The sequence below is a fragment of the Cohnella herbarum genome, from assembly GCF_012849095.1.
In the GTDB taxonomy this organism is placed as follows: Bacteria; Bacillota; Bacilli; order Paenibacillales; family Paenibacillaceae; genus Cohnella; species Cohnella herbarum.
Genome location: NZ_CP051680.1, coordinates 3,782,279 through 3,803,131, shown reverse-complemented (window position 1 = coordinate 3,803,131; position 20,853 = coordinate 3,782,279). Strand labels below are relative to the sequence as shown.

General features: G+C 49.9%; 17 protein-coding genes. 12 read left to right on the top strand and 5 right to left on the bottom strand.

The genetic code is table 11. The features are described from left to right. The first annotated feature begins 164 nt into the window (after positions 1 to 164). Entirely contained in the window at positions 165 to 476 is a 312-nt protein-coding gene (locus HH215_RS16620; RefSeq protein ID WP_169280924.1) for a DUF1806 family protein, read from the top strand. Further along, complete coding sequence (locus HH215_RS16615; RefSeq protein ID WP_169280923.1) at positions 473 to 1,183, top strand: PIG-L family deacetylase; 711 nt, start codon at positions 473 to 475, stop codon at positions 1,181 to 1,183. Before HH215_RS16620 ends, HH215_RS16615 begins: the two co-directional genes overlap by 4 nt. Positions 1,184 to 1,199: 16 nt before the next feature. Here the strand turns inward: HH215_RS16615 and HH215_RS16610 are convergent, their stop codons facing one another. Continuing rightward, on the bottom strand, positions 1,200 to 2,357 hold the full coding sequence (locus tag HH215_RS16610; RefSeq protein WP_169280922.1) for an acyl-CoA dehydrogenase family protein: 1,158 nt from the start codon (positions 2,355 to 2,357) through the stop codon (positions 1,200 to 1,202). A gap of 217 nt (positions 2,358 to 2,574) precedes the next feature. Here HH215_RS16610 and HH215_RS16605 point away from each other — a divergent pair, with 217 nt between their 5' ends. Together HH215_RS16605 and HH215_RS16600 are read left to right on the top strand one after the other, a co-directional pair. Continuing rightward, positions 2,575 to 4,764: an RCC1 domain-containing protein gene (locus HH215_RS16605; RefSeq protein WP_169280921.1), complete on the top strand. Its 2,190-nt coding sequence runs from the start codon at positions 2,575 to 2,577 to the stop codon at positions 4,762 to 4,764. 309 nt (positions 4,765 to 5,073) lie between these two features. Continuing rightward, positions 5,074 to 5,781, top strand: coding sequence for a DNA alkylation repair protein (locus HH215_RS16600; RefSeq protein ID WP_169280920.1), 708 nt, complete (start codon positions 5,074 to 5,076; stop codon positions 5,779 to 5,781). Between the two features lie 116 nt (positions 5,782 to 5,897). Here the strand turns inward: HH215_RS16600 and HH215_RS16595 are convergent, their stop codons facing one another. The 4 genes from HH215_RS16595 to HH215_RS16580 all read right to left on the bottom strand — a co-directional run bounded on the left by HH215_RS16595 (position 5,898) and on the right by HH215_RS16580 (position 9,782). Next, complete coding sequence (locus HH215_RS16595; protein WP_254450581.1) at positions 5,898 to 6,704, bottom strand: sugar phosphate isomerase/epimerase family protein; 807 nt, start codon at positions 6,702 to 6,704, stop codon at positions 5,898 to 5,900. Between the two features lie 6 nt (positions 6,705 to 6,710). Next, positions 6,711 to 7,784: a Gfo/Idh/MocA family protein gene (locus HH215_RS16590; RefSeq protein ID WP_169280918.1), complete on the bottom strand. Its 1,074-nt coding sequence runs from the start codon at positions 7,782 to 7,784 to the stop codon at positions 6,711 to 6,713. Next, on the bottom strand, positions 7,777 to 8,694 hold the full coding sequence (locus tag HH215_RS16585) for a DMT family transporter (protein ID WP_169280917.1): 918 nt from the start codon (positions 8,692 to 8,694) through the stop codon (positions 7,777 to 7,779). The genes HH215_RS16590 and HH215_RS16585 overlap by 8 nt, the downstream gene beginning before the upstream one ends. Before the next feature lie 206 nt (positions 8,695 to 8,900). Next, the gene (locus tag HH215_RS16580) at positions 8,901 to 9,782 is read right to left on the bottom strand and encodes an AraC family transcriptional regulator (RefSeq protein ID WP_169280916.1); all 882 of its coding nucleotides are present in this window, start codon (positions 9,780 to 9,782) and stop codon (positions 8,901 to 8,903) included. A gap of 315 nt (positions 9,783 to 10,097) precedes the next feature. Here HH215_RS16580 and HH215_RS16575 point away from each other — a divergent pair, with 315 nt between their 5' ends. From HH215_RS16575 to HH215_RS16540, 8 genes are all read left to right on the top strand, one after another. Beyond that, entirely contained in the window at positions 10,098 to 12,341 is a 2,244-nt protein-coding gene (locus HH215_RS16575) for a hypothetical protein (protein ID WP_169280915.1), read from the top strand. Positions 12,342 to 12,363: 22 nt separating this feature from the next. Next, entirely contained in the window at positions 12,364 to 13,533 is a 1,170-nt protein-coding gene (locus HH215_RS16570) for a hypothetical protein (protein ID WP_169280914.1), read from the top strand. A gap of 69 nt (positions 13,534 to 13,602) precedes the next feature. Beyond that, positions 13,603 to 15,003, top strand: a complete 1,401-nt coding sequence (locus tag HH215_RS16565; RefSeq protein ID WP_169284431.1) for a glycosyltransferase family 2 protein — start codon at positions 13,603 to 13,605, stop codon at positions 15,001 to 15,003. A gap of 31 nt (positions 15,004 to 15,034) precedes the next feature. Further along, positions 15,035 to 15,838 (top strand): response regulator transcription factor, encoded by an 804-nt coding sequence (locus HH215_RS16560; protein WP_169280913.1) that lies wholly within the window; start codon positions 15,035 to 15,037, stop codon positions 15,836 to 15,838. Between the two features lie 28 nt (positions 15,839 to 15,866). Then, the gene (locus HH215_RS16555) at positions 15,867 to 17,219 is read left to right on the top strand and encodes a nucleotide sugar dehydrogenase (protein WP_169280912.1); all 1,353 of its coding nucleotides are present in this window, start codon (positions 15,867 to 15,869) and stop codon (positions 17,217 to 17,219) included. Beyond that, positions 17,206 to 18,138, top strand: coding sequence for a hypothetical protein (locus HH215_RS16550; RefSeq protein ID WP_169280911.1), 933 nt, complete (start codon positions 17,206 to 17,208; stop codon positions 18,136 to 18,138). The genes HH215_RS16555 and HH215_RS16550 overlap by 14 nt, the downstream gene beginning before the upstream one ends. An 18-nt stretch (positions 18,139 to 18,156) precedes the next feature. Next, positions 18,157 to 19,509 (top strand): phosphoglucosamine mutase, encoded by a 1,353-nt coding sequence (glmM, locus tag HH215_RS16545; RefSeq protein WP_169280910.1) that lies wholly within the window; start codon positions 18,157 to 18,159, stop codon positions 19,507 to 19,509. 6 nt (positions 19,510 to 19,515) lie between these two features. Continuing rightward, complete coding sequence (locus HH215_RS16540) at positions 19,516 to 20,754, top strand: copper amine oxidase N-terminal domain-containing protein (RefSeq protein ID WP_169280909.1); 1,239 nt, start codon at positions 19,516 to 19,518, stop codon at positions 20,752 to 20,754. The last annotated feature ends 99 nt before the right edge of the window (positions 20,755 to 20,853 follow it).

Below are 20,853 nucleotides of genomic sequence, written 5' to 3'. Positions count from 1 at the left end.
TTTTTAGAATTACGAATAGGTTACTTCAGCAACTACGAATAGAGATCATTATAGCATAATAAGCATTCACGCGAGCTTCCTTGCTCTCGGCATCCAATGGAATAGGGAATATATTGTGGTACAATATGGATGAAAAAAATTCTAAATAGAAGAGGGAACAACAGATGATCCCGATCATGAAGCCGCAAGTAGAGGCAGAGCTTCGGAGTTTCGTCGGAGCGGAAGCTTATATTCACAGCGAGGCGACTTCGTTCGTCTTCGTCCGCAATTTCAAGGTCAATGTAACTCATGCTTATGTAGCCGGGGATGGGCCTTTTCGCGTCGCTCTTCGTTTCGATGGGCACGGTTGGCTGCGAATGGAAGCGCTCACTCATTACGAGGCGGACGGGAAAGGTCGTCTTCTGCTCGCGGGCTACGACGATAGAGGACGGATGAATGTAGCTTTGCATTTGGGAAAGGAGTCGTTTCCGGAATGAATAAGGCAGATGAGGCCACACAACGAAAGCTCCTTGCGGTGTTTGCGCATCCGGATGACGAGTCGTTTATTTGCGGGGGCACTCTTGCGAAATACGCGAGCGAAGGGGTCGAGATTACGCTCGTTAGCGCAACGAAAGGCGATATGGGACGCCGAATGGGCAACCCGCCTTACTTGAACCGGGAAACGATGGCGGCCGCTCGTGAACTTGAACTGAGGAACGCGTGCGAATGTTTGGGCATCCGGCACCTTCAGTTCCTTGGTATCCGAGACAAGACGGTTGAGTTTATCGACGTGGATCATTTGGCGGATCGCATAGCGGTTTTGATCCGCGAAACGAATCCTGACGCGGTACTTACTTTTCATGAAACGTGGGGCGGGCACCCGGATCATTGCGCGATCGGCAAGGCGACGACGACAGCCTTTCAACGGGCCGGCAGCAAGGGGAACTTATATTTCATTTCATTCGGGAGCGAGATGGAGCGACCCGAGCGGTTCGGGTATACCCGCAAAGAAGTGATGAAAATCGACGTACAGGCTCATCTCGAGGCCAAGCTTGCGGCTTTCCGGGCTCATCGCTGCCAGTCCGAGATGGACGAGTGGGTATGGATGGCGGACCGAGAGGCGTTAAAGAGATTCGGCCGGTACGAGTATTTTATGAAGGGAAACAGGGAGACGCCTTCGCGGGTTCTTCATGATTTGTTTTAGCGTCTCCCCTGTGTCATTAGGGTTTCTCGTTTAAAGAGGCATTGGCTAGCATTTGAAAAACCGTATTATCCATCGGCGGGTTATGCAATCCTGCGCGAACATCCCGGTAATACCGTTCCAAGGGCAACTCGCGGGACAAACTCGTGCCGCCCACGATTCGCATCGCAAGATCCACGACTTTGATGGCATTATTGGTGACCGTATATTTAGCCAAACCGAGCTCGGGTTTCAACGAGGGTCGGTTATTTTCTTCTCGGTCCCAGCGATCCGCGGCCGAATACAGGAGGGAACGCGCGGTTCGGAGTTCGACTTCCATTTCCCCGATCGATCTCTGGACGGAAGGAAGGGAGGCGATCGGAGCGTCCAGATTGTTCGGCCGGTAGGAACGGGCAAATTCTAGCGCGAAATCCCGCGCGGCCATGGCGATGCCCATATAACATGCCGGAATATGCAGAAGCCAGCCGCCTCCGTCATCCGTGCCTTTTCCGGATAAGCGCATGTCGGAACCGACGAAAACATCGTCTAACGCCACATCGTGGCTCCCGGTCGCTCGCATTCCAAGAACGTCCCATGTTTCCACGACGGTCACCCGATCGGTTCGTTCCACCAGAAAGTCGCTTGCGCAGTCTTCATCCGGGATATATGCCGACACCACGAAGCGGTCGAGAATGGGCGAGAGCGTGCTGTACGTTTTGCGTCCAGTTATCCGCCAACCGCCATCCGCGGCAATCGCCGTTGTTTCCGGTCTGCCGCCCCGGCTGGGACTTCCGGAAGCCGCCTCGCTCGCGAAGGTGTTAATCATCGTTCCATCCTTCACTACGGAACGGCACAAATCGGCAAAAATGTCCTGCGGCCATTTCCGCGTCGTCCGGAGATGAAGGATTTGACCGAGATGCCAACCGACGGCTAGCGCGGTCGAACCGTCCCCATAAGCGAGCCGTTCCTGCAGCAGAACGAGCTCGTAAAGCGAGATCCCGTCCCCGCCGAACTGTTGAGGAACCGTCGACTTTAAGTAACCGGCCTCGCGCAGGTCGGCGAAATTTTCGAATGGGAACGATCCCTCTCGGTCATGCCGCGGCGCTCTCTCCGCGAAACGGGCAGCCAACTCTTCGACTTTGCCGATACGTTCCTTCTGTTCTTCGTTAAGAATATATTGATCAATGAATCGACTCATCCATTTTCCACTCCTTTCCTCCGTATTATAATCAACTGGCGCAGATAGCGCAGTAAGTGTGCGGTAACTTTTTTGTCGCGAGCCGGTTGATCAAGGATTTGAAGTCGTTCATGATCAGGCAGTCGACCGCAAATGAACCAACGAGTTTGAAACGCTTTTGAAGCGCTCCCTTCTATAGAATGAATCTATATTCAATAGAGGGAAGGATTAGATTTGAATGCACACTAGAAGGCGGAAATTAGGAACGACGCTCGTCTTATGGATAGCGGTATCAATAATTGGATTTTCCGCTCCGCTTGCTGCTGCCGATCCGACTATAATCAAACCCGTTGACTTATTCATACCGATCGACATCAAACTAAAGGATAATCTACCGCCAGTCGATTTCAAACCCATATCGAGACCCGCAAGGGTCCCCACTGTCATTGCGGGAGAAGGACATTCCATTGCCTTGAAAAGCGATGGAACCGTGTGGGCATGGGGAGATAACGGCTACGGCCAGCTCGGAGTGGGCACAGTTGACAAGGGGAGCTCTATCCCCGTACAAGTAAGCAACTTGAGCGATATCGTTGCCGTCGCGGCAGAAGGAGGAGCGACTTTTCTCAAAACCGGACATACCGTTGCCCTGAAAAGCGATGGAACGGTGTGGACTTGGGGAAATAACGAATATGGACAGCTCGGAGTGGGCACGGCTGACAAGGGGAGTTCCGTCCCTGTGCAGGTCCCCAATCTAAGCGATGTCGTCGCCATTGCAGCGGGCTCCCTTCATACCATGGCCTTGAAAAGCGACGGAACGGTTTGGTCGTGGGGATACAACTATTATGGACAGCTCGGTAATGGAGGAACGGCCAGCAGTTCCGTCCCTGTGCAGGCCAAACTGAACGGTGTCACTGCCATTTCGGCGCAATATCTGCAATCCGCTGCCTTGAGAAGCGATGGAACGGTGTGGACCTGGGGGGCTAACTTTAATGGTCAGCTTGGTTACGATACTAAGGGGAAAAATAACCCTACGCCCAAGCAGGTGCCAATAGTGAAGGGGATTGTCTCTATTGAGCAAGGACATCTGTTTACTGCTGCCTTAGGCGGCAACGGAACGGTATGGACATGGGGACTGAACATCTTCGCTTCACTCGGCAACGGAACAAGCGGCCAAGAGACTGAATTTTTTAACCCTCAACAAGTTCTCTATAATATGAATCCCAAAAAAGAGCTGAACAGCGTCGTCGCCATTTCTGCAGGACAAGGTCATGCGATTACCCTCTTAAAAGACGGAACAGTATGGGGTTGGGGGGAAAACGACTATGGTCAACTCGGAATAGGCGACTTAACGGATCGCCCGGTTGCGACGAAGGTCGATCTGGATGGGGTATTTGTTGCCATTGGAGCTGGAAAGTTTCATTCAATGGCCTTAAAAAACGATGGAACCGTGTGGACCTGGGGGCTTAATGGTTCTTACCGGCTTGGATACACGACACCGCCGCCAGAGCCTCCCGAAGGATCTTCCAATATCCCCCGTCAAGTTGCAAATTTTACGATAAGCAAATCAACGGTAAGCAAATCAATAGTAAGTATTTCCTTAGATAGAGATGCGTACACGCTAACCGCCGGCGGCAACGATCAAATCAAAGTGACGGCAACTTATTCGGACGGCAGCAGCTTAAATATCACGGATCAAGCGAAATACCAATCTTCCAATCCGGATATCGCTTCAGTAAGCTCCGCTGGCGTAGTGGCCGGCTTACGCGCGGGGCAATCGAGTCTTACCGCAACGTTCTTGGACCAGACCGTAAATGCGAAGGTTACCGTAGTAGAACCAACCGGCAATGCGCCAATGCCCGGCAATACGCCAATGCCGATCGTCACATTGTCTGATATCGACGGACACTGGGCGGAATCCAATATCGTTCAGGCCGTGAATCAAGGCATCGTATTCGGTTATCCCGACGACACCTTCAGACCGGATCGCAGCGTTAGTCGCGCCGAATTTGCCGTACTGCTGATGAATGCGTTGAAGCCCCCCGGCAAAGGAGCAGACTTAGTCTTCAAAGACAAGGATGCGATCGGATCATGGGCAATCAATCAGATCGCTCAATGCGTGGAACTGAGCATTATCAAGGGCTTCTCCAACGGTACTTTTCGCCCGAATAAGACGATTACGCATGCCGAGATGGTCACTATGGTCGTACGGGCATCCCGCTTGCCGCTGGCGGACGATGCAGCAACCGGGTACCTGGATAACGCGGATATTCCCCAGTATGCCCGAAGTCATATCGTCACGGCCGAACGTTACGGCATCGCTGACTACGTCCTCGACAATAAGTTCAAGCCTAACGAGCCTTCGACTCGCGCCGAGTCGGTTACGGCTATCGTGAACATGTTGAAAGTAATCAAGGAAAAGAAAGGGTGATGGTGACAATCGAATTGCTCTCCCTCCATGCTCGAGATAAGGATTATGTATTTTTGGTACTCATCGTGTTATATTAGGGGGAGCAAATGAGTGCAATGCAAGGAGCCGTGCTTTAACACGACTCCCCTGCACACAGCCGGTCTAAAGGGCGATCGGCTTTGGAATTGGGATCATGAAATGACCGTTATCCTAGCTGAGGGGCGGTCATTTTCTTTTGTGGGATACAAGTATAAGTACATTCGGCAAAACTAATTTATGGAATTGTGCTGACTTAAGGGAAAGACATCCCAAATAAGGAAGTGTTAAATAATGAATTTAGAAATGGTCATGCAGGAGCTTGAAGCTCTCGGCAAAGAACGAACCAAGAAAATTTATATGTCCAATGGCGCGCACGAGCCGCTTTTTGGAGTGGCTACAGGCGAAATGAAGCCCATTTTCAGGAAAACAAAAATAAACCAACCGTTGGCCGAAGAGCTTTACGCTACGGGGAACTATGACGCCATGTACTTTGCGGGAATCATAGCAGACCCTAAAGCGATGACCGAAGCGGATTTCGAGCGTTGGATCGATGCGGCATACTTCTATATGCTGTCCGATTTCGTGGTTTCGGTTACCTTGGCGGAAACGGATATTGCACAAGAAGTGGCCGACAAATGGATCGCAAGCGGCGAAGAACTTAAAATGTCGGCGGGCTGGAGCTGTTATTGCTGGCTTCTGGGTAACCGTCCGGATAGTGAATTCGCCGAAAGTAAAATGACCGATCTGCTTAAAATGGCGGAAAAAAAGATTCACGATTCACCCGAACGGGCTAAGTTCGCGATGAATAATTTTATATACACCGTAGCGGTATCCTATTTGCCGCTTCATGATATGGCGGTCAAGACCGCAAAGGCTGTGGGCCCGGTAGAAGTCAATCTGGACAAGCCCAAAAGCAAGTTCATAGATGCATCGGCGAATATTCAAAAGGCAGTAGATAGAGGACAAATCGGATTCAAACGCAAACATGTAAGGTGTTAAAAAATAAAACATATAACAATGCTTTGCCATGAAAAGACCCGTGATTGGCAGTCGTTTCGCAAGAACTACCGATCACGGGTCTTTTCATGGGAATTCCGGCTTCATCATTCTAGAATTTATTCGGTTAGGAGTTCTTTCTCGTAGCCCCGCATAGCTTCGATTTCGCGCGGCAGGTGAAGAGATGCGGGTTCCCAGTCCAGCCATTCCCCGCTGAGGAAACCGGTATATTTATGTTGGATAAGAATCCGTAAGGCTTCTTTATGGTCGATATCTCCTGTTCCGATCGGCAGAAAAACGAGCGTGTCGGGATCCAGCGATCCGTCATGAATATGAACGTGATGGATCCATGGCTGAAGAATGCGGTAAGCCTCTTCCATCGAAGTCTTTCCCGTTCGGTAAGTATGCATGATATCCCAGACGACGCCGATCGAAGGGTGATTTACGGCACTCATGATTGCGGCCATCTCTAGCGGATCTGACCAATCGTCATGCGTTTCGACCGCCAACACGACGCCGGCTTGCGCTGCCGATGCCGCAAGCGATCGGAGCGATTCCACGATTAAAGTACGCGTCTCCTCCCTTCCGGCTCCTTCCGGGATATATCCGCAAAATATTCGGATGAACGGCACTTCCAGTGCCTGGGCAAGCCGGATGTAAGCGATGGTTTCCGTAATATTCGCCTGAACGGTTACGGGGTTGGAATATCGGCAGGAGACGCTAATGCACTGCAACTTAACGCCGCTGGCTTGGAAGGCCGTCTTTATATCAATAATCTGTTCTGGAGTAATGTCCAACTCTATACCATGGCGATGTCCGCAATCGCACCTTGCCTCGAAGCCGGAATAGCCGTATTGCTGGGCCATTCTTAGTACGGTAAGGAGGTCGGCGTCCGGACAAGAGAAGGAGACGAAGGCATAATTCATCAACGCTCAATCCCCCTCGGAGTTAATCATAACTGGCGCACCGCTCCGCGAGGATTGATACGCCGCATCCAAAATCCTTTGCAGAACAAGCGCTTCCCGTAAGCCTGTAGCCGGTTTGCCCCCTTCAATAATAGAGCGGGTAAAGTCGATTACGGGTCCTTTGTCTATCCAAGAAGAATCCTCCGTTCCTTCCCATAACGTGCGGGTTTGCGCACCGGACTCCGCATCCAGCGTCGTACACGAAATGGTTTTCTCGGACGGCCAAGTCATGTGCAGGGTAAGGCTTCCCTTGCTTCCGATAATCTGCCAGGAACGTTCGAGCGGCGCGGCCATAAACTCTCCTCGCTCGAAAGTAATGACGGCATCGTTGTCGCATTGAATGAAAGCGGAGCCGTACGTTTCCGAGTCGGAGTTCGGCGGGAAGTAGTCCGCAATCGGCTCCGGAAGCTGCCACATATGCGATAGTATCCACTTGGGTTGAAGAGTCCAGCCCGTTAAACCAAGCAAATAGTCGAAATCGTATATTCCCCAATTGGCCACGATCCCGCCGCCGTTAATGGCCGTATGAAGTCTCCAGGTCGGGGGCGGAGTGGCCGGACGTTTGCCGGCCGGCTCGTTCACCCGGCAACGCAAAAGCCGCACCTCCCCCAGATTTCCCTCGTCGATCCATTTCCTTGCCGCTTCGGCATGCTCCAGAAAGCGAAAACGGGAGGAGCAGACGGCAACCGTCAGTTCTCCTTGAGCTTCGATTAATTGATGGATTTCGTTCTCGTGCAGAGCAACGGGTTTCTCAAGCAGCACATGTTTCCCGTTGGCCAATGCCTTCAACGCGAGTGCATTTCTAGTACTAGTTGGGATTGCCAACACTACGGCTTCGATACTCGGATCTTCAAGCAGCAGATCGGCATTCGGATACACCCGCTGCGCGCCGAATTGCTCCGCGGCAAGCCGAGCGGTGTCCGGATTGGCATCGGCGATGCCGGCCAATTCGATCCAATCGACTCCCAAGGCCGCTTTTATATGCTGCTTTCCGATGACTCCGCAGCCAATTACGCCAAGTCTTATTTTTTTCTCAACCACGATTCAGCACCTCGTTCTTAATGGTATTAGTTTGAAATTGGTTCCACAGCAAACCTGCGGCGATAAAGCCCATACCGAGCGCCAACGGCAAAGAAAACGGTTCGCCAAGCCAGAGCAACGATAGCAATACCCCAACGACCGGCTGCAAATAAATAAACGGCACGACTTTGTCCACCGCAAGATTGCCGAGTGCCCATGCATAGAGAAAGTAGGCAAGCCCGGTGGAGCCTAAACCCAGATAAGCGATTTGGGTCCATTGATCGATCTCATGAAAACCCGCAGGAAGAAACTTTCGTTCCCCAATTGCCAACACAAGCCATAGGAACGCAAGCCCGGCAGCCATCCCGTGAAGATTGACCTGAAGGGTGGACATGCCGTTCGAATACCTTTTGACCCCGATGGTGTAGAGAGAAAAGGAGAGCATGGCCAGCAGCGCCCAAAAGTCGCCTATCAGGCTTGCGCCTGAGCCAGATAGCGATGGGGCTACCATAATCGCGATTCCGAGGAGCGATATTCCGGCTGAGATGAAGGATTTAGCGCTTCCTCTTCCGCCCAGCAAGCGATCCATGAGCAGCGTACTGATCGGGGCCATGGACAGAATGAGAACGACGTGGCTGGCCAACGTACTGCGGGCGGCGCAGAAGAAGAGCCAGATCATTATGCCGTAACCGAAAATACCGAAAGTCCATATTCGCAAGTATGTTTGGAATGGCATGCCGCCCTTAGGCTGGGAGAACGATTTGGGATGTTTTCTGCTTGTTAGCAGATGAAGAATTAACAATAGTAGAAATCCGATCGCCACCCGCCATATGGAAAGCTCAAGCGCCGACAAGTCTGTCCCCAATCGACGGCCTACCGCGGCCGCGGAGCCCCACAACAATACGACGAGCAACATGGCCGCATAAGGCATTAACCGTCACCTCCTCTCCTTGTTATTCGCGTTCTGGTTCAGAGTAACAAACTCGAATGATCCTCCGTTGTCCAAAAATGTACTTTCGTTGTGCATTCGATGGCTGTAAATAAAGGAGATACGGGATTTGCTCGTTCAGAGGAGAGATGGGGAACTGCGAAGTTGCCGATCGTCGTGGATTTCAAGCGAACGCGCTGAATGTCCTGTTACCGTGAAAGGCTTCTCATTCGATTGCGGTATTGCAGAGGGGTGACGTCGAATTGTTTCTTAAACAGTCTGCCGAAATACGGGCCGCTCAACAGACCGACTTTATGGGCGATCTCTCGAACGGATAACTGGGTAGCGGCCAAGAGCAAGCAAGCTTCGCGCAACCGTCTGGCGGTCACGTAATCCGATATCGTTGCCCCGGTTTCCTTATGGAAGAGTCGGGAAATATGAGAGGGAGAAACGAACAAGTGGTCCGACAGTTTGGACAAGTCGAATTGTTCCTGATAGTGAGACTCGACCCACTGCATCACTTTCTCGGCATAACGGAGCGTTCGAGGTTGGCTTGCGAATGCGGATACATCCTGTTTGGAGAAGAAGGAACGGCGTAACAGTTGCAGCAGCGCGATCATGCATAATCCGATCTCCTCGGTGCGAAGCTCCTGTACATCCGTCTGCAGCGCCATATGGTAAACCTCCAGAAGACGTTCCATTTCGCCGGATTGCTCGCCAAAGGGAAAGTGTTGCATGGGGATCTCATTGTGCCACAGCCACCGGAAAAAAAGCTGCAGAGACTTAAATTGCGCAAGCTGCTTATCGATTAAAGTAGGATCAAAGACGAGTACGGTTCGAATATAGTCCGATCCCGATTCCATATGAATTTGGTGCAACTGAAACGGTTGAAACAGGAGCAGCGTGCCGGGTTCCATCTTCACGAGTTGGTCGTTGACGAGCGCGTGACCGTTGCCCTGGTGAACGTATAGGAATTCAATTCCTTGATGGGCGTGAAAGAAGTAAGAGTTCCCGTGTTTTACTCGATAGTGCAGAAAAAAATTACCTTTCAGCTCAATCCGCTCTATGAGGCTTTTACGTTCTCTGGACATGGCGATTGCCGACTCCTTCATTGACCGCAATATAGGGTTATTTTAACATAGCCGGCTATTTCCTTGAATTTAATCATTATTTGCAGTATCGATAGCCGTAAAAAAGTCTGACCTAATTACAACTTAATGAGACCAGGCCGTATAAGACTGCCGCACATTTTTCAATCATTATTAAAGTTCTAAAAAATTGTTAATGACGGTAATGCTCGGGTTTGGTTGAATGGGTTTGTCGCATTGTGCTACAGTACTTGGAGGCCGAATGAGAGATACCATTGCTGGATAGACAACTAGATTTCACACACGAGGAAGATGGCAATGAAAAAGTTATTCAAGAGCGGTTTAGTCAAATTAGGACTTGTTGTCGTAATCGCGGGCGGAGCAGTCGCTTATTGGTTGATGCCGCCTGTTGCCAAGGTAGAAAGCGCCGAGATCGATAATGGCGTTAAGGTGAAATTCAAAACGAACGGAACTCGAATCGAACAGTTTCAAAACCAATCATGGAAACCTTATTTTGCCAAAGGGGTCAATATGGGAGCGGCGGTTCCCGGACATTTTCCCGGCGAGCTTGAAATTTCGAAAGACGACTATATGAGATGGTTTGAGATGGTTCAAGAGATGGGCGCCAACGTCATTCGCGTGTATACCATTCTAAAACCGGAGTTTTACGAAGCTTTGGTCCGATATAACGCGAAGCATTCGGATAATCCGCTCTTCTTCATTCAAGGGGTATGGAGTCCGGAAGAACAATTAATCGAAGTTCAGAACGCCTTTGATCCGAAAGTCAAACAGAAGTTTGAAAAAGAGATTCGAGAGGCCGTAGAAGCGGTGTACGGAAATATCGATCTCGAAGCCGAAGCGCATTCCGGCAAAGCCAGCGGGAAATACGTCTTTAACGCAGGGCCCTATCTCATGAGTTGGATCGTCGGCACGGAATGGGATCCAGTAATGGTGGATAGAACGAATAAGAGCAATGCCGACGTCGCCGATTATAAAGGAGAACATTTTCAAAGCAAACCCGGGGCTAATCCCTTCGAAAAATGGTTGGCCGAGATGGTCGACATCACGGCCGTAACGGAAGCCGAGCACGGATGGCAGCATCCGATCGCCTTCTCGAATTGGGTGACCACCGATCCGCTTGAACATCCGGGCGAGCCATTGGTTGCCGAAGATATGGTCAGCGTCGATCCGACTCATATCGCAGCCGTAGATTGGGATGCCGGTTATTTTGCTTCCTATCACGTTTACCCTTATTATCCCGACTTCTTTACCTTCGACCAATCGTTTCAAACGATGAAAAACGATAAAGGGGAAATAGATAGCTACAAAACCTATCTGCATAAGCTAAAGAAATACCATAACGATATGCCGATTATGATTACCGAGTTCGGCGTTCCCGCCTCCCAAGGCATTGCCCATACCGGCATGCTGGGGCGCAACCAAGGAGGGCACGACGACAAGACGCAAGGGAACATGGATGCGGATATGTTCCGTCAGATCCATCAGGAGGGATACTCCGGCGCGATCTTGTTTACTTGGCAGGACGAGTGGTTCAAGAAAACCTGGAACACGATGCACTACGACATTCCCGATCGACGGGCTTATTGGTATAACACGCTCACGAACGAATCCCATTTCGGGGTACTCGGCATGTATCCAAGTAAAGACGACGTGATTCGCATTGACGGAGATGCTTCGGATTGGGACAAGCTCGATGATGGAGATAAGACTAAGCTTGATCTACAGATCGAAGGTTTTAATGAAATATGGGCCGCGCACGATGAAGGGTATTTATATCTCTCGATTAATTTATCCGAATCTTTAGAATTTTCTAATCATTCTATCTATTTAGGGTTCGATACGTTAAAGGGCGGCAATCGCCATGCGCCGCAACTCCAAGGAAAGACGTTGGACGAAGGACTGGAAACGTTGATCGAACTCGATAACGAGGATGCCGGGCAGATGATGATTGCCTCCAATTATGATTTCCATACCCGATTCTACGGCAAGCTATCGAAAATACTGGCATATGATCCCCAAGAATTGGAGGATGATAGCGGAATCTTCAATCCATGGAAATTGGTCGTGAATTATTTGCTCGAACATCCGGATGCCCGCGTCGATCATCCATTCGGCGACATCCGAGTAGGAGATTTGCCGAGAGGAACGAGCGATCCGCAAGATCCGAACTACAATTCAAAGGCGATATGGCAGGCCAAAGGCAACGTATTGGAAATTCGGATTCCGTGGATGTTGCTAGGGTTCAGCGATCCCAGCTCGCTAAGCGCCATTAGTTACGAAGATACCGGAACGAAAGAATTTGAATCCGTGAAAGTCGAAGGCGTTCGCCTTGTTCCATGGATCGTTCGCAAGGATTCGAAGGAAGTCGTCGGACTCGAAGGCAACAACCCGTATCCGGTATCGCAACTTCCGCTTTACACGTGGAAAAGGTGGGAAGATATCGACGTCGACTATGTAGAACGCCCAAAACAAAGTTACGATATCATGCAAAAAGCGATGCGGGAAGTCAATCAACCGGTGAATCAACCGATATCCGAGTAGCGGGGAAGGAAGGGTTTTATTTGTGTATATCAACATCGAAGTGGCGATCAAATTTCTGTATGCTCTCATCGTTCTGAATGTCGGATTCGCATTCGCGGTGTATGCCATGAAAATCAAAAAGTTGAGAAAAACCGGAACGGAACGCAGGTTCGAGGTCAAATTCAAAGATTACCTTACCTATGTACTGGTCAATATCGAAGGCCAAGAACCGTTGAACGCACCGCCGTTTTCATTGAACCAAGCGGAACAAGAAGCGATGCAAGAACGGTTGAACGATATGATCGAGAATTTTACCGGAACGACCCGCGACAAATGCATGGAGCTGTGCAAACGCTTGGGACTGGTGCAAGTTCATCTGAACCGTTTGGAAAGAGGTTCTTATTCCGTGAAAATCGATGCGGCGTATCACTTAGGCTGCATGAGAGTCCGGGAAGCCGTTCCGGCTTTGCTCGAGTTTCTCCGAACGCATAAACGGAATTCTTCCCTCTTCGTCATCGCCCGTTCGATCGCCAAATGCGCTCGCGACGAACGGGACGTCAAGGAAATGGTGCAGATTGTTCTAAGGCATAACAAAGGATTTTACGATTTGCTGGTCGACATGATTAAAGAAGCGGATATCGACCATGGGTCGCTGTTTGCCGAATTCATTCAACGGGAGAGACATGAATTCATACACATCGGTTTGTGCGGATTGAAAGACTATACCGAGCCGACGGTGGCATCGGCTGTTTATCGTCTCATCGATTCTCCGGACGGAACCATTCAATATAAAGCCGTGGAAATCTATCTGAAATCCGTTCACTTTATCCCCCGAAACGTCATTCAAAAGCTGCTTAGGAATCCGATGGATGAAGTGCGCGTCCTCGCGCTTCAAGCGATTGCCGATCTGAAGCTGGCGACGTATATCGATGTCATGAGAAACGCCTTATTGGATGAAAGCATGCGAGTATCCGATGCCAGCGCGAGAGGGTTGTTGCTTCTTGGAGAAGGAGGAATCGCCGAATTGTGCGGAGTCGCCGCGGAAGCAAGAGGGTCGGTGCAAGGGGAAAACCTCCGCATACTTATCGAGGAACAGATCCAATCTCTTTCGTTACGGCTCCATGACCTTGACCGACTGACGCGATATAATTCGTTGGTTTACCATTACGAGAAAACGTTCGGCAAGTACAAACGAATCTATCGGGTTGTGTAGCTTACAGGTTTAGGAGGGCAACGAATAATGAGGATGCTGGAATATTATTTACAACAAGCCGCGAACTTCTTGCGCGAATTTCTATTAGGATACGGTTACTTCGCCATGTATTACGCGTTGGCGATTACATTCATTTATTTCCTGATTTTCGGTCTATCGATTCGGCATACGTTTCCTCTTCAAAGAGGGATTCGATATAATCGCGTACGGAAGCTATCCGGATCCGAACACGTACCGCCGGTATCGCTGCTAGTCCCGGCGTATAACGAAGAGTTAATGATTAAAGAAAACGTTCGTTCCTTATTGGCCTTGAATTACCCGGAATACGAGGTCATCGTCGTGAACGACGGCTCTAAAGACGATACGGCCAAAATCATGATCGAAGAGTTTCAACTGAAAGAAATCAAGCCTATCGTTGCCAAACGGATTAAAACCGAACAGGTCAGAGGCTATTATCATAATCCGGAATATCCGAACTTGTATTTCATCGATAAAGAGAACGGAGGGAAGGCGGACTCCTTGAATGCCGGGATCAATCTTTCCCGCCATCCGTTGATCTCTACGATCGATGCGGATTCGCTATTAGAGAAGGATGCGCTGACCAGAATCGCCAGAGTGTATATGGAAAATCCCGAAGAAACGGTGGCGGTCGGGGGCAACGTTCGAATCCTTAACAGTTGCACGGTAGAAGACGGAATCGTTAAAAAGATTAGATTTCCCAGACAATGGTGGCCGGCTCTCCAGAACGTAGAGTATATCAAAGCTTTCTTAGGCGGTCGGATCGGTTGGAGCTCCGTTAACGGATTGATCATCGTATCCGGCGCCTTCGGCGTTTTTCAGAAGGATAAAGTGATTGCCGTAGGCGGTTACCGCGGCGGATACCCCGGGGAAGACATGAACATCGTCATCAAGCTGCACCGTTATTGCCTGGAGAACAAAATCCCTTATCAGGTCGCCTTTTGCCCGGATGCCGTGTGTTGGACGCAAGCGCCGGATACGTACCGGATTCTAAGCAGCCAACGGATGCGTTGGGGCCGCGGCAACTTGAAGAACATGATCGAAGAAGGAATCCATATGGTATTCCGCCCCCGTTACAAAGTGTTCGGACTTTTAACGCTTCCTTATAACATTCTATTCGAAACGTTGAACCCGTACTTCCGTTTGAGCGGCTTACTCGCCATGATCGGGTATTGGCTGCTGAATATGGCGGATTGGAAAACGGTCGCCGTCTTTATGCTGGTGAACTTCTTCTCCTGCTTCATTCTTAGTCTCGGAGCTTTGTATATCGAAGAAAAAGCTTTTAGTCGTTATCCTAAGCTGAGCGATCTCAACAAAATGATGATTTACTCTTTCCTCATGTTTCTCGGTTATCGTCAAGTCGGCGTTCTGTGGAGGTTCTTGGGACACATCGACTTCTTCCGCAACAATAATTCGTGGGGAACGATGGTTAGAACCAATTTCAATAAATAAGTTCCCGGATATCTATTAGAGGAGTGGAAATATGGCCATTGTGATTCGCAACGGAATTCAGGAAATCACGCTGCAGCTTTTACAATACATTCACGTGGCGACCGCGAAGAGCGCTACGTGCGGAGTCATTCTGGCTCCATGCGCGAATATGAACCCCAAAACGCTTGATCAGGCAAAAGGGCTAATGAGGAAGAACGATGCCTCTCTTTCCGTCCAATTGATCTATGACGACGCGAATCAGGTTTTGTGCGCCGTATTGGACGGCGGGACCTTGGGCACTACTCATTATGCGTCTCTCGTCTTAAAAGATTTTCTTCAAACTCAGCATCTGCTGTTAGGGCAATTGATCGTATCCAGCTTTCCGGAGAGCGCAAAACCGACCGAGACCGCGATCGCGGATTTCATTCAACGGGCGATTCGGAGCAAGGGGAACGATGATGACATTCATTTCTTCACGGCGGCCAATGCCGAGACGTCCGTTCTGATAGCCGATCCCGACGATCTCGTTCGCGAATTCATCAAGATCCGACTGGAGCTGAAGGGGTATCTCGTATACGAAGCCAAAGACGGGCAAGAGGCTTACGATCTATTCGTTCAAATCATGCCGGACATCGTCATTACCGAATTGAATTTGCCTATCCTGGATGGGTACCAACTCATCCGCACCATCCAGCGCCAGGATTCGCATGAAGGCAAGGTGATCGTTCTGACGGACAGGCAGCTCTCGGAAAACAGGAATCGGGCTTACGAGTCGGGGGCTGCCGACTATGTGACTAAACCTCTGTCGATCTCCGAATTGGAATGGAAAATCAAAAGACTGACCGAGAACCATTAATCTTGCGAATTCGAGGAGCGGATAGAACATGACATACAACATATTAAAAGAAAATTTGCAAAATAAAACGGCGAAGGTAGGCGTCGTTGGCCTCGGGTATGTCGGCTTGCCGCTATCGATGGAAATGGTGAAAGGCGGTTTTACCGTCTATGGCATTGATTTGGATGAGCGTAAAGTAGAGTCTCTTCTGGGCGGAGAATCCTATATTCAAGACGTGCCAAGCTCCGTGGTGGCAGATGCCGTGGGCAGCGGAAAGTTTGTGCCGACGAACCGCTTCGAAACGATTCGGGAATTGGATACGATCAGCATCTGCGTACCGACTCCACTCAGCGAAAACCAAGATCCGGACACTTCTTTTATCGTGAGCGTCGTGAACGAGATCAAAAACTATATCAAAAAAGGAACCTTGATCGTCCTGGAAAGCACGACGTATCCCGGAACGACGGAAGAATTGATTGAATACGAGCTTGAGGCTCTGGGCTTAAGGGTAGGCCGGGATTTCTTCCTCTGCTTCTCGCCGGAACGAGTGGATCCGGGTAATCCGAACTTCAATACGTACAATACGCCTAAAGTCATTGGCGGAACGACCGAGAAATGCAAAGAACTCGGGGTAACGCTGTACAACAATGTGGTCAAAACCGTCGTCCCGGTGTCTTCTCCTAAAGTGGCAGAGATGTCCAAGCTGCTTGAAAATACGTTTCGCAGCATCAATATCGCTTTCGTCAACGAATTGGCCATGATGTGCGATCGAATGGTCATTGACGTGTGGGAAGTCATTCGAGCGGCTTCAACGAAACCGTTCGGATTCATGTCCTTCTATCCGGGACCGGGAATCGGCGGTCACTGTATTCCTCTGGATCCGATGTATTTGTCCTGGAAAGCCAAAGAATTCCGTTTCTATAGCAAGTTTATCGAATTGGCCCAATCGATTAACGATAATATGCCGGAATACGTATTGAACAAAACGGCTCATGTCCTAAATGTGTACGCGAAATCGATCCGCAACTCGAAAGTGCTGATCTTAGGCATGTCCTATAAGCCGGATATCGACGATCTGCGCGAATCTCCCGGCTTGGAAATCTATGAATTGTTCAAAAAAAGCGGAGCGAAAGTCGACTATTACGATCCGTATGCGACTTCGTTCCAAGACGAGCAGGGTCACAGCGTCCATACGGTAAAATACGATACGGATGCCTTCTCCCAATACGATTGCATGGTGTTGGTTACCAATCACCGAAGCTTCAGCTATCATGAGCTGGCGGAGATGGGCGTTCCGATCATCGATACGCGCAATGCTTTTGCGGATATCAAGTCGGATAACATTCACAAACTGGGAACCGGAATTCATCAAAAAGACGTGAAAGTTCTTGTTGGCGCTTAAGCTCCAATCTTCAAAAAAGTTGTCATTTCTAAAAATCATCCTGATCGCCTTGCTAATCTGCATGGCGATCGCAACGGTTCTTATGCTGAAATGGAAATCCGAAAAGCCGCCCGTTATGGCAACCTGGGTATGGGATACGACGACGTTGACGAAAGACAAAGGCAAAATGCTCGCTTTTGCCGAAGAGCAAGGAGTGAACGCGATCTTCCTGCACGTCGACCGGAAATCCAAAGACTTCGAACCGTATCGAGCCTTCGTCGAGGAAGCGCACGGATTAGGGATTGAAGTCGAGGCGTTGGGAGGGGATCCGACGTGGGGATTAACCGATTATCGACAGGAAATCGACTCCTTTATTGAATGGTTGGAAGACTATCACGGCGCCGTGGGCGAACAAGCCGCATTTGACGGCATCCACATGGACATTGAACCCTATTTGCTCAAGGAATGGGAACAGGATCGCGACGATACCGTTCGCCAATGGATGGAGAATGTGACGTATTTGGTCGGAAGGGTGAAGCAGGACGAATCCTTGCGAGTATCGGCCGATCTTCCTTTCTGGATTCATAAGATTCCTGCTCGCGATGACGTAAGTTTGGGCGCATGGATGATCGAGCAACTCGACCGCGTGGTGCTCATGAATTACCGGAATTTCGCCATCGGAGAGAACGGAATTATCGACAATGCTCTGCCGATGATCAGAGAAGGAACCAGAGCAGGCAAACCAGTTATCGTAGGACTGGAAACGGGGCCTACGGACGAAGGGGAGCACGTCACTTTTTACGGAAAGGGAACCTCCAGCTTGCGCCGACAAATGCAGTTGAGCCATATTTTCATGCGGTGGCATAACGGATATGAAGGCTTCTCCATCCATGACTACGAAAATTGGAAAGAAGCCTCGGAATCCGACCTGCAAAAATGAAAGGGAAGGACGATACGTATGGGTAAATATTTCGGAACGGATGGGGTACGAGGCGTAGCAAACAGGGACTTGACTCCTGAACTGGTGTTTCGTTTAGGCCGGTCGGGAGGATCCGTGTTGACTCGGAATAAGCAAGGAAAACGCCCTACCCTATTAATAGGAAGAGATACCCGCATATCGGGAGAAATGCTGGAAGCGGCTCTTGTTGCAGGTTTATTATCGATGGGCGCGGATGTTATCCGCGTAGGAATCATCTCTACGCCAGGCGTGGCGTACTTGACGAAATCAAGAGGAGCGGATGCAGGGGTGATGATTTCGGCTTCTCATAACCCTGTGGAGGATAACGGGATTAAATTTTTTGGCGGCGACGGATTTAAGCTGTCGGATGAAATGGAATCGGAGATTGAATCGCTACTGGATGCGGATGAGGATCGGATTCCTCGTCCGATCGGCGCCGATGTGGGTGCGGTTCAGGATGATCCCGAAGGCGGTCAGGCTTATCTCTCTTACTTAAAGTCCACGGTCAATCAGCGATTCGAAGGGCTCAAAGTGGTCTTGGATTGCGCCAATGGAGCGGTATCGGCGCTCGCGCCCCGGCTTTTCCGCGATTTGGGTGCCGACACGATTGTACTGGCCCATCAACCGGACGGGTTGAATATTAACGAAGATTGCGGCTCTACGCACCCTGAAGCGGTTCAACGGGCGGTTGTGGAACATCGGGCCGATCTGGGCCTTTCCTTCGACGGGGATGCGGATCGGCTCATTGCCGTCGACGAGAAGGGAACGATCGTGGACGGGGACCATATCCTCTATATCCTTGCTGAATTCATGAAGAAAAAGCATCGGTTGAAGAATAATACGGTGGTCTCTACCGTGATGAGCAACCTAGGCTTCTATAAGGCGCTGGAGAAACAGGGAGTGGAGGCGAAACAAACCAAAGTCGGAGATCGCTATGTCTTGGAGGAAATGGTACAAGGCGGATATAACCTGGGTGGAGAACAGTCGGGTCATATCGTAATGCTGGACTATAGTACGACTGGAGACGGCATGCTGTGCGCGATCCAACTGATGAACGTGATGAAGTCCCAATCCGAGCCGCTAAGCGGGCTTGCCCAATGCATGACCAAGTACCCGCAGCTTCTGGTGAATGTTCAAGTGGAGGACAAGTCGAAGCTGGCGGGGAATCCCAAAATCGAAGAAGCAGTCCGGTCGGTAGAGAATAAGATGGGCGGAAGCGGAAGAGTGCTGGTTCGCCCTTCAGGCACGGAATCGATCGTGCGAGTCATGGCAGAGGGCCCGAGCGAGCAAGAGCTAGCAAGCTTTGTAGATCATATCGTCGATGTCATTAAAGAAGAATTGGAATTTAGGTAGTCGGATATGAAGAGAGGGCTAATCTGTCTTCTGGTTATAGTCTTAGGCGCGGCCATTTTCGTACCCGCCGTTCTTGCCGGCTCTCAAGTTAAAGTCTTCGTGAATGGGCAGAATGTGATTTTCCCGGATGAACCTCCGTATGTCGATCGCCAATCCAACCGTACGATGGTACCGGCAAGATTCGTATCCGAAAAACTGGGCGCAAAGATGAAATGGATCGGAAAATCAAACCAGGTGTCTTTTTCGCTGAAAGATCAAACGATCCTCTTAACGATAGGCCAAAACGATGCGCTAGTGAATGGGAAGACGGTAACCGTCGAAACGCCGGCGACGATCAAAAATAACCGTACGATGATTCCGCTTCGGCTGATCGGCGAAATCTTTCAAGCTGAGGTGGAGTGGGATGCGGAACGCAATCTTGCCGTCGTGACAACTTCACCGAAAATTCCTAAAGGAACTTGGATTTGGGATAGCCGCATCATCGAAAAGGATCAAGATCAAATCCTAGGCTTTGCGAGCGATCATGACGTGACGGCCATCTACCTTCAGATGAATAGGGATGTTGCGCTTAGCGCGTATGCGGACTTTATTCGAAGCGCCAAAGAAAAACAAATCAGAGTGGAGGCTCTGGCGGGCCGTCCCGATTGGGCTCTTAAGTCGAATCAGGATCAAATAAAATCATTTATTTCCTGGACGATGCGATACAATGCGTCCGTGGGATCGGAAGAACGTTTTGATGGTCTGCATTTCGATATTGAACCTTATCTTTTGGCCGAATGGGAAACAAAAAATAAGACGATTCTTGAACAATGGATACATAATTTAAGATTTATCGATCAGGAAACCAGAGGGAGCGGCTTGAAGATCGCGTTGGATGTCCCTTATTGGCTTAATAATGTGAAAGTACCCGACACCGAATATAGCTTTAGCGCGTGGTTATTGGAGAAGTTCGACTGCCTTGCGATCATGGATTATCGCAATCATGCGTTGGGAAAGAACGGCATCGTCGACAATGCCCATGCCATGTTGAGAGAAGCCTCCGCTCTTGACAAGCAAGCGATCGTTGCCGTGGAAACCGCCAAAAGTTCTGAAGGCGATCGCGTTACGTTTTATTCCAAAAGCGTGGATTTCATGGAGCAAGAGCTGCAAACCGCTCATCATGAGCTTTCCCGATATGCCGGTTATGCCGGAATGGCTATTCACGACTACAAAAGCTGGGCCGCAATGGTTGGGGAAGCAAAGTGATCATAACAAAAATAAGAAGCTGTCCAAAGAGTTCTCTCTTCTGGGCGGCTTTTTTAAAATCGCGAAAACACTTGGTAGAATATTCATTTGACTCCAAGA

Bases quoted from the DNA above. Each gene is read 5' to 3' on its own strand.
- HH215_RS16620 (WP_169280924.1), top strand. From the start codon at position 165: ATGATCCCGATCATGAAGCCGCAAGTAGAGGCAGAGCTTCGGAGTTTC.
- HH215_RS16615 (WP_169280923.1), top strand. From the start codon at position 473: ATGAATAAGGCAGATGAGGCCACACAACGAAAGCTCCTTGCGGTGTTT.
- HH215_RS16610 (WP_169280922.1), bottom strand. From the start codon at position 2,357: ATGAGTCGATTCATTGATCAATATATTCTTAACGAAGAACAGAAGGAA.
- HH215_RS16605 (WP_169280921.1), top strand. From the start codon at position 2,575: ATGCACACTAGAAGGCGGAAATTAGGAACGACGCTCGTCTTATGGATA.
- HH215_RS16600 (WP_169280920.1), top strand. From the start codon at position 5,074: ATGAATTTAGAAATGGTCATGCAGGAGCTTGAAGCTCTCGGCAAAGAA.
- HH215_RS16595 (WP_254450581.1), bottom strand. From the start codon at position 6,704: ATGAATTATGCCTTCGTCTCCTTCTCTTGTCCGGACGCCGACCTCCTT.
- HH215_RS16585 (WP_169280917.1), bottom strand. From the start codon at position 8,694: ATGCCTTATGCGGCCATGTTGCTCGTCGTATTGTTGTGGGGCTCCGCG.
- HH215_RS16580 (WP_169280916.1), bottom strand. From the start codon at position 9,782: ATGTCCAGAGAACGTAAAAGCCTCATAGAGCGGATTGAGCTGAAAGGT.
- HH215_RS16575 (WP_169280915.1), top strand. From the start codon at position 10,098: ATGAAAAAGTTATTCAAGAGCGGTTTAGTCAAATTAGGACTTGTTGTC.
- HH215_RS16560 (WP_169280913.1), top strand. From the start codon at position 15,035: ATGGCCATTGTGATTCGCAACGGAATTCAGGAAATCACGCTGCAGCTT.
- HH215_RS16555 (WP_169280912.1), top strand. From the start codon at position 15,867: ATGACATACAACATATTAAAAGAAAATTTGCAAAATAAAACGGCGAAG.
- glmM (WP_169280910.1), top strand. From the start codon at position 18,157: ATGGGTAAATATTTCGGAACGGATGGGGTACGAGGCGTAGCAAACAGG.
- HH215_RS16540 (WP_169280909.1), top strand. From the start codon at position 19,516: ATGAAGAGAGGGCTAATCTGTCTTCTGGTTATAGTCTTAGGCGCGGCC.